This window comes from Megasphaera cerevisiae DSM 20462 (assembly GCF_001045675.1).
Lineage (GTDB): Bacteria > Bacillota > Negativicutes > Veillonellales > Megasphaeraceae > Megasphaera > Megasphaera cerevisiae.
This window is the reverse complement of the sequence record NZ_LEKT01000032.1, coordinates 1-13,778: the sequence shown is the minus strand read 5'-3', so window position 1 is coordinate 13,778 and position 13,778 is coordinate 1. Positions and strand designations below refer to the sequence as shown.

10 protein-coding genes are annotated in these 13,778 nt (G+C 45.6%); all 10 read left to right on the top strand.

Translation table 11 applies throughout. The annotated features are described in order from the left end of the window. Positions 1–156 precede the first annotated feature (156 nt). The 10 genes from AB840_RS09720 to AB840_RS09675 all read left to right on the top strand — a co-directional run bounded on the left by AB840_RS09720 (position 157) and on the right by AB840_RS09675 (position 13,486). Complete coding sequence (locus tag AB840_RS09720; RefSeq protein ID WP_048514647.1) at positions 157–786, top strand: DUF47 domain-containing protein; 630 nt, start codon at positions 157–159, stop codon at positions 784–786. Next, a complete protein-coding gene (locus tag AB840_RS09715; protein WP_048514646.1) occupies positions 779–1,777 on the top strand; it encodes an inorganic phosphate transporter in 999 nt (332 codons plus the stop codon). The genes AB840_RS09720 and AB840_RS09715 overlap by 8 nt, the downstream gene beginning before the upstream one ends. Positions 1,778–1,942: 165 nt before the next feature. After that, positions 1,943–2,398 (top strand): RrF2 family transcriptional regulator, encoded by a 456-nt coding sequence (locus tag AB840_RS09710; RefSeq protein ID WP_048514645.1) that lies wholly within the window; start codon positions 1,943–1,945, stop codon positions 2,396–2,398. Positions 2,399–2,544: 146 nt separating this feature from the next. After that, positions 2,545–3,363, top strand: a complete 819-nt coding sequence (gene cdaA / locus AB840_RS09705) for a diadenylate cyclase CdaA (RefSeq protein WP_048514644.1) — start codon at positions 2,545–2,547, stop codon at positions 3,361–3,363. Beyond that, positions 3,360–4,280 carry a CdaR family protein gene (locus tag AB840_RS09700; RefSeq protein WP_234984915.1) on the top strand — a complete coding sequence of 307 codons (921 nt, stop codon included), beginning with the start codon at positions 3,360–3,362 and terminating at the stop codon, positions 4,278–4,280. The genes cdaA and AB840_RS09700 overlap by 4 nt, the downstream gene beginning before the upstream one ends. Positions 4,281–4,293: 13 nt before the next feature. Next, on the top strand, positions 4,294–5,901 hold the full coding sequence (locus tag AB840_RS09695) for an NAD(P)/FAD-dependent oxidoreductase (RefSeq protein WP_048514643.1): 1,608 nt from the start codon (positions 4,294–4,296) through the stop codon (positions 5,899–5,901). Then, a complete protein-coding gene (glmM, locus tag AB840_RS09690) occupies positions 5,902–7,257 on the top strand; it encodes a phosphoglucosamine mutase (RefSeq protein ID WP_048514642.1) in 1,356 nt (451 codons plus the stop codon). Between the two features lie 282 nt (positions 7,258–7,539). Next, complete coding sequence (glmS, locus tag AB840_RS09685; protein WP_048514641.1) at positions 7,540–9,369, top strand: glutamine--fructose-6-phosphate transaminase (isomerizing); 1,830 nt, start codon at positions 7,540–7,542, stop codon at positions 9,367–9,369. 285 nt (positions 9,370–9,654) lie between these two features. Further along, entirely contained in the window at positions 9,655–12,129 is a 2,475-nt protein-coding gene (gene pta, locus AB840_RS18150) for a phosphate acetyltransferase (RefSeq protein WP_072061816.1), read from the top strand. 343 nt (positions 12,130–12,472) lie between these two features. After that, positions 12,473–13,486 (top strand): phosphate acyltransferase, encoded by a 1,014-nt coding sequence (locus AB840_RS09675; protein WP_048514640.1) that lies wholly within the window; start codon positions 12,473–12,475, stop codon positions 13,484–13,486. The last annotated feature ends 292 nt before the right edge of the window (positions 13,487–13,778 follow it).

Here is a 13,778-nt window from a genome sequence, read left to right as displayed (position 1 = left end):
GACTGTAAAAAATATAATTGTATTTATGCCTGCATTATAGAATAATAAAAATTCATATGGTATAATTCAAAGTAAAGCAATGTAAAGAAATATTAAACATTGCGTAATATTTATGTAACAGCCGTTTACCTTTTCGATTAAGGAGATCTGATTATTATGGCATTTCACTTAAAGCCCAAAGAGGAGAAGTTTTTTTCTCTGCTGGACCAGCATGCTGCGCTGAGTTATCAAGCCGCAGAGCTTTTGCGGCAGGCGATGAACGAGGAAATTCTGAAGGAAGAAGCACTGGAAAAAATTGATTCATTGGCTGAACGGGCCGATGAGCTTGTCATGGAAACAATGAAGCGTCTGCAGAAGACTTTCATTACACCGATGGATCGGGAGGATATCCAGCAGCTTATCGACCAATTGGATGCCGCAATAGACAGCATTAGTGACATTATGGATAAAATGTGCATGTACCGTATTGGGGAAGCCACTGCGGGGGCTAAACAGATGACGGTTATTACAGCGACGGCAATGAAGGAGATCCGCAAATCTATCGGCTATATGAAAGATCTGAAAAAAAATTATCTAAAGGTAGAAGCACGCAGCAAGAAGGTCTTGAAATTGGAACAGGAATGTGATGATTTATATCACGAAGAAATGGCACGGCTTTTTACAAAATGTAAGGATCCCATTGAAATTATTAAGTGGAAAGAAATTCTTCAGTCCGTGGAAGATGTGACAGACGATTGTGAGCATTTGGTCATTACTTTCAGAAAGGTCGTATTGAAGTATGCCTGAGCATTGGTTAATATGGGCTGTTGTATTATTGGCTATTTTATTTGATTATATTAATGGTTTTCATGATACGGCGAATGCTATTGCAACAAGTGTTTCGACGCGGGCTATTTCACCGCGTCATGCCATCATGATGGCAGCCGTTTTGAATTTTGCCGGTGCAATGGTCAGCACCGGTGTGGCTAAAACTATTGGCGGCGATTTAGTTTTGAATCCAGTCGGTATCAGTCTGGAGGTCATTGTAGCCGCTTTGATCGGTTCGATTATTTGGAATGTTTTAACTTGGTATTATCGTATTCCCAGCAGCTCGTCCCATTCCTTGGTAGGCGGGGTTATTGGTGCCGTATCTATCAGCGTGGGACCGGCCGCGCTGGATGCCGGCGGCATTGGGAAAATTGTTTTGTCTTTGATTTTATCACCTGTCATTGCTCTGGCGACAGGCTATTTTGTTATGATCGGGCTTCTATGGATATTTCGCAACTTTTCGCCTATAGCTCTCAATCGACAGTTTCGGAAGATGCAGCTTGTATCGGCGAGTCTGATGGCTTTTTCACATGGCTCCAATGATGCGCAGAAGGCAATGGGGATCATTGCCCTGGCGTTGCTCAGCGGTGGTTATATCGATACAATGGAAATTCCCGTATGGGTAAAAATCGCTTGCGCTACATCTATGGCTTTAGGTACATCGGCAGGTGGCTGGCGCATTATTTCAACGATGGGTTCGAAAATCTTTAAAATGGAGTCTATCAACGGCTTTGCGGCTGATTTGAATTCGTCTATTGTTATTTTTTCAGCTACTTTTCTTCACCTGCCAGTCAGTACGACGCATGTCGTATCCGGGTCTATTATGGGCGTAGGGTCGGCGGAACGAGTTCGTGCCGTCCATTGGGGCGTGGCGCGGAGTATGCTTATCGCATGGGTCGTGACGATTCCCATCAGTGCTCTTATGTCTGCGGTGATTTATAAGATTATTGATCTCCTTACCAATATATAAATATAGTATTGAAAAACAGGCTGCAGCTAACCGTGTGTATGGCTGCGGCTTTTTATGTGGCAGGTCTATGGTGTATAAATAAGATGGCTGAGAATGACTGATAAAACTATACTTTTTTTGTCTCTTATTGTATAATAAAAGCATGGATAAGGAGGAATGTAACCTATGCGATTGAATCAGGCTACAGACTATGCGTTCCGAATGGTCTTATATTTAGCAGCTCTTCCGGAAGGAACTAAAATTACGGGAGCTGCTTTAGCAGAAAAACAAAATATACCGGAGCGTTTTTTGCTTAAAATTATGCGCAGTCTCACAGCGGCAGGCATTATGAAGTCCTATCGTGGCGTGAAAGGCGGATTTGCTCTGCAGCGGATGCCGCAGAATATTACGTTATTTGATGTGATTGAGGCGGTAGAAGGGCAGACAGAGTTGCAGCGGTGTCTTCATGATATTGGTTCATGTACACGAGGCTGCAGTAATATGTGCTCCATTTATGCCGCTTTTGCAGATATCCAGCGTGAACTGGCAGATCGTCTCCAGTCGATCAACTTTGCTGATCTCGCCAAACAGGAAGAAATATTCAGCAAAGCTCATGAAAAAACAAAAGTACATAATGCGTAGATCGAAATAGACAATGCCACAGCAGGCTTAATATACTTGCTGTGGCATTGTTCTGTTATCCTGTCCCTTTCTTTTATGAAAAAAATATTGTAAAATAAGTAATACCTGTAGTGTTTTTATTTTAGTGCATTGATGGAGAGACGATTATGTATTTACCTATTCAAGGTTTTATCAGCAGTTTTCGGTTGCTTGACATATTGGATATTCTTTTGGTAGCGTTTGTTTTATATAAACTGTTTATTCTTATTCGAAATACTCGTGCCGTGGCCTTGGTTAAGGGGCTGCTTATTCTTGGGGCTGTTACAATCGTCAGTAAGGTACTGGATCTGCATGTTATTAACTGGATGCTCCAGCAGGGAATGACGGTTATTCTGGTAGCGCTGCCTGTCGTGTTTCAGCCGGAACTTCGGCGGGCACTGGAACAGATCGGCCGTGGCCGTTTTTTTCGTTCTGGGCAGGTTATTGGCATGGAAGAGCTGGAACGACTTATTAACGAAATAGTGGCGATTAGTGAGTCTCTGTCAAAAACACATACGGGAGCTCTTATTGTATTTGAACGGGAAATTGGATTGAATGATTATATTGATACGGGTATTGCCATAGACGGGGTGGTGTCGCGGGAGCTACTGGGAAATGTTTTTATCCCCAATACACCGCTGCATGACGGGGCCGTTATTATACGGGAAAATCGTATTATGGCAGCTGGCTGTTTGCTGCCTCTCACTTCAGATCGTTCTCTTTCAACGGAATTGGGAACGCGGCATCGTGCAGCCATTGGCATCAGTGAACTGGCAGATGCCGTTGTTGTTGTTGTCAGTGAAGAAACCGGTTCTATTTCGTATACTTATGGAGGTCATATTTATCGTCATTTAGATGGCAACGCACTGCGAAATGTTCTGATGACCTTTTTGAATAAAGCGCCTCAGGGGATTGCCAATATTTTTAAATGGAGGCCGTCAAAATGATGAATAAGCTTGGTAAAAAATGGCAGTTGAAAATTATTTGCCTGCTGCTGGCTATTGTTTTGTGGTTTCTCATCATTAATGAGCAAAATCCGATTAGTGAGGGCAGCTATACCGTGCCTGTTACGGTGGAGAATCTGGATGCGCAATATATTACCTCCAACGTTCCTAAAACGGTATATGTTCGATTGTCCGGACCGCGAAATACGATCATTAATGTAGGCCCTTCTGATATTCGGGCCTATATTGATTTATCCAATGCGCAGGAGGGGGAGATGGAAGTGCCTGTTCGGTTGGAAATTCCCCATGGTACAGAATTGAAAAAGCAAAGTATGACATCGGCTAAAATTACCGTGGATGTATATACGGTCCGTGAATTTATCCTGACATCCCGCCTGGCAGGTAAAATGGATGATACTGCCTTTGTAAGCAGCTTGAAAATGGTTCCGGAAAAGGTTGTCGTCAGTGGGGCGCGCCGTTTGATTAAGCAGGTAAGCAAGGCCATTGTGGAAATTCCTGTTGCCGGGAAGTCGGAGGACTTCTCCGTTATGGCGCCTATCCATTTGGAAGCGGCAGACGGTTCACGGATAGACGGATTGGAAATGACCCCATGGCAGAGCAGTGTCAAGGTAATGATTGGGCATAATGCGGTGACCAAGGTCGTGCCGGTCGGCGTAGCAACATATGGCCATTTAGCCTCGTCCGTGACATTGAAATCCATCAAGGCGGATCCGGAAACGGTTGAGATTAAGGGAGAGGCCGGCGCAGTAAATGGGCTGTCCCGTATTGATTTGATGCCGATCAGTCTGGAAGGGCTGGATCAGGATAAAGAGTGGAAAGTTACTGCCCCTTCCATCAAGGGCGTGATTATTGATCCAGACACGATTAATGTGGTCATGAAAGTAGAAAAGGCAGAATAAAGGAGAGAGTTGCGTGCTTAGAGTTTTAAATATCCGTACCATCGTTCCGCTGGAAAAGCCATTGGAGGTATTGGTGGCAAAAAAACTGCGGTGCAGCCGTTCCGATATAGAACAGGTATGCATTGTCCGCCGCTCTGTGGATGCCCGGCGAAAACCACGGATTTACTTTGTGTTTACTGTAGATGTGTCTCTTTCCCGGGAGGAGTCTGTCTGGAAAGGCTGCCGGGATAACAAAGACGTGCGGCGGATAACCGACGAACCGGCTCCTGTCATATTTCCTGGTACGCAGCCGCTGGCAGCCCGTCCGATAGTAATCGGTACAGGTCCGTCAGGGTTGGCGGCTGCTTTGCTGCTGGCCCGTCATGGTTATCGGCCGATTGTATTTGAACGAGGCTGTGATGTGGATACGAGGGCAATTCATGTCGAGGACTTTTGGCGTGACGGCGTGTTTCGCCCTAACTCCAATGTCCAATTTGGAGAGGGTGGTGCCGGGACTTTTTCCGATGGAAAATTAACGACGCGTGTTAATCATCCGCTGCTGCGGCAGATTTTGCAGATTTTTGTTGATGCAGGTGCTCCAGAAGAAATCCGGTATGCCTATAATCCTCATATTGGAACGGATATACTGCGGCGTGTCGTTAAAAATATACGTCAAATGATTGAGGCGCTGGGAGGAACGGTACGGTTTCAGAGCTGTGTGACTGCTGTTAACCGGGATGAATACGGACATGTTTCATCCGTGACAGTAAATGACCGTCAGGAGTATGCGGCGGATATTGTGATTATGGGGATTGGTCACAGTGCCAGGGATACGTACTATATGCTTCATCGTAAGGGCGTTGTATTGGAAAAAAAGCCTTTTGCAATAGGGGTACGTATCGAGCATGATCAGCGTGTTATCGATCGATCTCAATACGGCTGTGATGCTGCTGATTTGGGATTGGAGCCTGCGGATTATGCGTTGGTGTATCATAGCCAGGGAGGACGGTCGTGTTATTCGTTTTGCATGTGCCCCGGCGGTGTTGTTGTCGGAGCGGCATCGGAAAAGGGCCGGGTTGTTACCAACGGGATGAGTCTCTACCAGCGCGACAGCGGTATTGCCAACAGCGCTCTTGTAGTCAATGTGACGGCTGACGATATGGGAGGAGACGGTCCTCTGGCTGGGATTGAATTCCAGCGCCGTTATGAGGAATTGGCGTATCAGGCTGGCGGCAGAAATTATCATGCACCGGCTCAGACGGTAGGCAGCTTTCTGCACAGATCAGGAGCGGATATTGAACCGGCATCATGCCATTCATACCGGCCGGGTGTTACATGGACGGATCTGCATGGGGTGCTGCCTGATTTTGTTTCCAGCACTCTGGAACAGGCCTTGCCGTATTTCGGACGGCGGATCCACGGTTTTGACGATGATTGTGCTGTCATGACAGGCGTGGAAACCCGTACCAGTGCTCCTGTGCGCATTACCCGCGGGGCGGATCGTGCGGCAGTTCAGACCGGTGGCTTATATCCTGTTGGAGAAGGCGCCGGATATGCCGGCGGCATTATGAGCGCTTTTTTGGACGGCATGGAAACCGCGCTTGAAATCATTCATAAATATCAACCTTTGGAGGTAAAGTAAATGGCTAGATTGTTTGGAACTGATGGAGTACGAGGAGTCGCAAATGACTCATTAACACCGGAATTAGCATATCATTTAGGCAGGGCCGCCGCTTATATTTTCGGTCAGGACAAGGAACATCCTACGTTCCTTATCGGCAGGGATACACGACGTTCTGGCACAATGCTGGCAGATATTCTGGCAGCGGGTATTGCTTCTGCCGGCGGTGAGTGCTGCATGGTTGGCGTGATCCCGACTCCGGCTATTGCTTACCTGACCCGGACGCATCATATGGATGCAGGGGTCATGATTTCAGCCTCCCATAATCCTTTTGAATATAATGGCATCAAATTTTTTGACGGGTATGGTTATAAGCTTCCAGATGAAATGGAGGATAAAATTGAGGAATATATGCTCAAGGATGAACGTGCTGGCCTCAAAAGCCGTCCGACCGGTGCCGGTATCGGGACGATTTCCGATTGGACTGATTTGCAGCAGGAATATGCTGATTTTATTTATAAGTCGACAGATATTGATTTATCAGGATTGAAGGTCGTCCATGATGGAGCTAATGGCTCGGCGTCTGTTTTGGGGCCGGATATCCTTCGGCGTCTCGGCGCAGAGGTCATTGCTATTCACCACGAACCGAATGGTGTCAATATCAACGAAGGCTGCGGATCAACCCATGTAGAGAGCTTGAAAACGGCTGTTTTGGAGAATGGCGCAGATATCGGCATTGCTAATGATGGTGATGCGGACCGCTGTCTGGCTGTTGACGAAAAAGGGCAGGAAATGGACGGCGATCAGATTATGCTGCTGTGCGCTTTGAAACTGAAAGAAGAAGGCCGTCTGAAACAAAATACTGTTGTGGGCACTGTTATGAGCAATATTGGTTTTCACAAGGCGCTGAAGGAAATGGGCTGCCGCAGTGTGATTACAGCTGTAGGTGATCGATATGTTCTGGAACGAATGCGTAAAGATGGATATTCTCTCGGCGGTGAACAGTCCGGTCATATTATCTTTCTCGATTACAATACGACTGGCGACGGGTTGCTTACAGCCGTGCAGCTGCTGAGTATTATGAAGCAAAAGCAGCAGCCATTGTCAGAATTGGCAGGACTTATGACCCGGTATCCGCAAATATTAAAAAATGTCCGCGTACAGACAAAATCAGGATGGGAAAATAATAATCTTATTATGGCGGCTATTTCGTCAGGTGAAGAGGAATTGGGAGAAGACGGCCGTATTCTTGTTCGTCCGTCAGGTACGGAACCGTTGATTCGTGTTATGGCAGAGGGACCGGATTTGGAGCAACTTGAGCGAATTGTAGATGATATTGCCGTTGTGGTGGAACATGAAATGGGGCCTTCCAAATAAAGGCGGCTATTGACCAAGTGATCTAAATATATTAAAATGTGGGAATGAAGTGTGCTGTAAGCGGTATGCTTCATTCCTGTTTTTTTACAGGCGTTTGGAAATCCGTTCGTAAAATGGATAGCGCTAGTACCTAAGGCTCTTAGGTAGACGAGGTAGAGAAGTATCGAATATATCAGCGGATGTCTCTCGGCAGCTTCAGTCGTCACAAGGTGGAAAAACATCACGGTAACGGGATGGACAACGTCACTATGGGAAGCAAAAAAAACCTAGGAGGATAAATATATGTGTGGTATCGTAGGGTATATAGGAGACAGAGAAGCTGCGGATTTTTTGATGGACGGACTGTCTAAGCTGGAATACCGGGGGTATGATTCAGCAGGTATTGCCGTCTATCATAATGGTGCGATTGCAATACGGAAAAAGGCCGGCCGTCTTGTGAATCTGAGCAATGAGGTCAAGGCACATCCGATTGTTGGAACCGCGGGCATTGGACATACACGCTGGGCGACTCATGGTGGCCCTTCTGATGTTAATGCACATCCCCATACAGATGAAAAGGGAAATTTTGCCATTGTTCACAATGGGATTATCGAGAATTATATGGAGATAAAAGAGCACCTTTTGGCAAAAGGATATCATTTTAAATCAGAAACGGATACGGAAGTCGTGGCTCATTTATGTGCGGACATGTATGATGGTGATTTTACCAGCACGGTTCGCAGGGTATTGGCAAAACTGCAAGGCTCATACTCGCTGGTATTTATGTGTAAATTTGAACCGGATAAAATTATTTGCAGCAAAAAGGATAATCCACTTATCGTTGGTCTGGGCAACGGCGAAAATTATATTGCCTCGGACATTCCGGCAATTTTAAATTACACCCGGAAAACATATATCATGAATGATGGTGAAATTGCTATTGTTCAAAAAGATAAGGTGTGGGTCATTGATTTTGACGGCCGCCCGATTTCCAAGAAAATTTTTGAAGTCAACTGGGATGCAGAGGCAGCAGAAAAAGGCGGCTTTGAACATTTTATGCTCAAGGAAATTTATGAACAGCCAAAAGTTATCAAAGATACGATGAGCTGCCGTATTGCCTCAGATGGCGAGCAGATTCAATTTGAAGAACTGAATTGGACGCCGGAAGATGTCAAATCTATCGGTAAAATTATGATTGTAGCTTGCGGTACAGCCTATCATGCTGGTTTGCTGGCTAAATATTTTATTGAAAAACTGGCCCGTATTCCTGTTGAAGTGGATATTGCATCGGAGTACCGGTACCGAGATCCATTGACGGACAGTAAGACCTTGTGCATTGTAATCAGCCAATCCGGAGAAACCATTGATACGCTGGCGGCTTTAAAGGAAGCTAAACGGCGCGGTGCCCGTTCTCTTGCGATTACCAATGTCGTCGGCTCGTCTGTTTCCCGTGAAGCGGATCAGGTTGTGTATACATGGGCCGGCCCGGAAATTGCTGTTGCTTCCACCAAGGCTTATACCACGCAGCTTGTGGCATTACTTTTGCTGGCACTGTATATGGGGCGTTTGAATGGACATTTGACTGCAGATCGGGAAGCACAAGTTATCCGAGATCTCCAACGTGTGCCGGATCAATGCCGGAATATTTTTGATCATGCCGGGGATATTAAGGAATTGGCTGCAAAAATCAAGGAAAAGGAAGATATATTTTTCATCGGTCGGTCTATGGACTATGGATTGGCGATGGAAGGAGCTTTGAAATTAAAGGAAATTTCCTATATTCATGCTGAAGCGTATGCTGGTGGTGAACTCAAGCATGGTACTCTGGCGTTGATTATTTCGGGAGTACCCGTTATTGCTTTGGCAACACAACAGGATGTAGAAGAAAAGATGATCAGCAATATTAAGGAAGTAAAGGCTCGTGATGCCTATGTGATCGGCGTCGTTCAAGAGGGAGATACGGAGGTCAGAAAGACTATTGATTCTGTGATTACTATTCCCCGCTCAGATAACTTTGTACTGCCAATTATGACGGTTATTCCATTGCAACTGCTGGCGTATTACACCGCGGTTGTTCGTGGCAATGACGTGGATAAGCCGAGAAATCTGGCTAAAAGCGTTACTGTTGAATAAAAAATATCTGCATAATGAAAGAGAAGACTGGAAACAGGGTCTTCTCTTTTTTTTGTAGATTACTAAAATGCACATGATCCTTTTGTATATTATATAGGTCATTGGGGACGAAAAAAATACTTTTGGTAGTGAATACATTACATTCATATTAAAAATGAATATAATACAAGTATAGAAGTTAAAAATGAAGGAAGTATCGGAATAGACCTGCTACATCAAAAGTATGAAAAGAAGCGGCCGGGTATCTGAATCGGAAAAGGATATTCAAAAGGAGAGGTGTTATGTATGTCGCGGTTTATTAATAATTTAAAACGCAGAGTATCAAAGGACTTAAAAAAAATTGTATTGCCGGAATCCAACAGCCGGCGTGTTCTTCAGGCTGCCGAACGCGTTCAGGCAGAAGGATTTGCCCGTCCCATTCTTGTAGGAAAGCCGCAGGAGTTAGTGGAAGTAGCTTCGGAGTATCAAATTGATTTGGATGGTATTGAAATCATAGATCCTAAAACATATCCTATGATTGATGAATTCAGCACCTATTATGCCCAACGGCGGGAAAAAAGAGGCATGACGGTTGAACAGGCACGGCAGATATTGCTTAATAACAATAATTTTTTCGGTGCTTGTTTGGTAGCCTTTGATATTGCTGATGGAATGGTAGCCGGCGCTGTGGCGACTTCATCAGAGGTTATTCGCGCGGCCCTGCAGGTTATCGGGACGCATCCCGGTACGTCGACAGTCAGCAGTTCCTTTATAGTTATTACGGACAAGCCGCAGTTTGGGGACGATGGTATCTTTGTTTTGGGTGATGCCAGTGTTGTTATTGAGCCGACAGCACAGCAGCTGGCTGATATTGCCGTAAGCTGCGTAGAACGGGCCCGCAGGACGGTGCAGACCTTGGATCCTAAGGTTGCATTGCTGTCCTATTCGACGATGGGCAGCGGCAACGGGGGTGAGGTGGATCGTGTTCGTGAAGCAGTCAATCTGCTGCGGGATCGCAATGTCGATTTTGAATTTGATGGAGAGCTTCAGGCTGACGCGGCCTTGGTACCGCGTATTGCCCGTCAGAAAGCTCCCGGTTCGCCAGTTGCCGGGCAAGCCAATATTCTTGTATTCCCGAATCTCGTATCCGGCAATATCTGTTATAAAATGCTGCAGCATTTATCGGGAGCAACAGCATTAGGGCCACTTTTACAGGGGTTGGCTAAACCGGTAATGGATTTATCCCGGGGGTGTACTCCGGAAGATATTACTGACGTCATTGCTATTTGCTGTAGTGATGCGATCTACATGGAGGCAGAACGGGAACGGGATATTGCCTTTACCAGTCGTTTTGAAAAATTAGACCGCCGTGTTGCTGTTGAAAATCAAAATGTATCTATCCAATTTGATTCGGAAAAATGTAAAAATTGTACCTTATGCCGGCGCCGCTGTGCAGATGTCATGTCTATGACCGGATATTATTCTCTGGAAAGTACGGGCGACAAACCAATTTGCGTACATTGCGGGCAATGCTCGTTGACATGTATGTTTGGCGCAACGACGACTGTTTCGCAGCGGGAACTGATCCAGCAGGCCATTGATGATCCGGAAAAAGTCGTTATTTTCCAAACGGCACCAGCTGTACGTGTGGCGCTTGGGGATTCCTTTGGGATGCCTTATGGTGCGATTGTTCGGGGCAAGATGGTATCCGCGCTGCGGCAATTGGGCGGCGATTATATATTTGATACGGACTTCGGGGCTGATTTGACAATAATGGAAGAAGCATCAGAACTGTTGTACCGTATTAAAAACAAGCGGGAGCTGTTGCCTCAGTTTACCAGTTGCTGTCCCTCGTGGGTCGAGTTTACGGAAATTTTTTTCCCGGAACTAATTCCCCATCTTTCGACGGCAAAAAGTCCGATCAGTATGCTAAGCCCGATGATCAAAACTTATTTTGCCAAACGGATGCAGATTGATCCAGCAAAAATAGTAACGGTGTGTGTGACGCCATGTACCTCCAAGAAGGCGGAAATTGCTCGCCCGGAACGAAATGCTGCCGGTATTTATTGGAAGAAACCGGAAATTCGCGATACGGATTATTGTATTACGACACGTGAGCTGGCACAATGGATTACAGATAGGAACATTGATTTTGCTGCACTGTCAGAATCGGAATTTGACTCTGTCTTTGGTGAATCCTCTGGTGCCGGGACTATTTTCGGAAACAGTGGTGGCGTTATGGAAGCGGCGCTGCGGACGCTGATGTATTTGCGGACCGGACAGGTAGCTGACAGAGAGTTTCTTCGTTTTGAACCCGTACGAGGCTTGGAGGGTGTAAAAGAAGCGGCTATTACGCTGGACAATGATATTATTCATGTTGTCGCTATCAGTGGGTTGGGAAATGCCCGCAAGTTTATTAACCGAATGGAAGAAAAACATTCGTGGAAGAAATATGCTTTTATTGAAGTTATGGCGTGTCCAGGTGGCTGCATCGGCGGCGGCGGACAGCCGCGGACCAAACTGCCGCAGGAAATTCCGGCAAAGCGGGCTCGTATTGAATCGCTGTATGCTATGGATAAAGAAAATCCGATTCATGCCAGTTGGGAAAACCGGGAAGTGCAGACCTTATATGCTAAATTTTTAGGAGAACCTTGCAGCGAATTATCGGAACAACTTCTTCATACTCAATATGTAAATAAACATTATATGCTGGGCAAGGAAGATAAAGTGGTTCCGCCGCCTAAACCGGAAAGGAAGCCGGCAGCGGTAATTAAAAAATAACCTTCATTATTGTATACCTCCTCTATGGGCCTATGATACAGCTTGACAATTATCATGCGGGGAAGCTGTATCATAACCGCCCATAAAAAGCAGGCAAGAACGAGTTGGTATGCACCGTATTGAGAAAAATACTAATTTAGAAAAGCTGTTCAGTATCTGGGGCAGCTTTTTTTGTGGTGCGCCGATATGGAAGAATCGTTTGATGAAATTGGAGAGATCGGTACTTTTTATCCTGTATTTTATAAGGAATAACTTGAAGTACGCAACAGATATTTATATAATGTAACTATTGACTGAATCGGATTGTGTTTGGTGAAACATGTTGTAAAGAGGGAGATTATCTATGAGCAGATTTATGAGAGAATTGAAAGATCGGGTTGCCAAGGGGCAAAAGAAAATTGTTTTGCCGGAAACTGCCAGCGTGCGTGTACTGCAAAGCGCTGAACGAGTCAAGGCGGAAGGATTTGCGCAGCCTCTTTTGATAGGTAAACCGAGTGATATCATTGAACGGGCCTCACGATATCAGATTGATCTGGAGGAGGTTGAAGTCGTTAATCCTGGTACACATCCTATGGTTGAAAAATTTATTCAGTATTATGTACGGCGAATGGCGTCAAAAAAAATGAGCTATGACAGGGCCCGGGATATTTTATTGTCCAATCCGGTCTACTTTGGAGCCTGTCTGGTGGCCTTTGATTTGGCTGATGGTATGGTTGCAGGAGCTAAGACCTCATCTGCTGAGGTACTTAGGGCAGCCTTGCAGATTATTGGTCCCAGAAAAAATGCCAGGACTATTAGCAGTTCCTTTATTATTGTGACGGATATGATGCAGTTTGGCAATGATGGTGTTTTCGTAGCTGGTGACGGGGATGTGGTGCCGGTTCCGACAGCAGAACAATTGGCTGACATAGCTTGTAATTGTGTGGAGAGGGCTAAAAATACACTGCATATAGAACAGCCTAAGGTAGCTCTTCTTTCGTATTCCACTATGGGAAGCGCCATGGGAGAAGCGGCAGACCGGGTACGCCAAGCAGTTCAAATACTAAGTGATCGGGAAGTTGGTTTTTTGTTTGATGGAGAAATGGAAGCAGACGTGGCCTTAATCCCGCACTATGCCCGGCAGTGCGCACCGCGGTCACCTGTTGCAGGTCAGGCGGACGTTTTGATATTTCCGGATTTAAGTACTGGAAATATCTGCTGTAAAATGCTGGAACAAATTGCCGGAGCCAGCATTTTAGGGCCGCTGTTGCAGGGATTAACCAAGCCGGTCATGGATTTATCGCGTGTTTCTACGGTGGATACAATTACAGATATTATTGCTGTATGCTGTAGTGATGCTATGGAAAACAGCGGATGATGCGGATACCGTTATCTGTAAAATTATCTTGACAAATGAATGCGTTTGCGATATACTAAACAAGCTGTTGGGGACGGAGCCCGTCAGGGCATCACTTCTCCCGCTTCTTCAAAAAAAGAAGTGCTTGACAAACTCTCATGAGTTTGGTAGAATAAGCAAGTCGTCGCAAGACGGCATGACCTTTGAAAACTGAACAATGCAATAATTGAATTGAACGCCAGAGTGCGAGGTCTTGAAAACATCAAGACGTCAACAAGAGTAAGTATGAACCAAAAACAGTAAGAACGAGCCA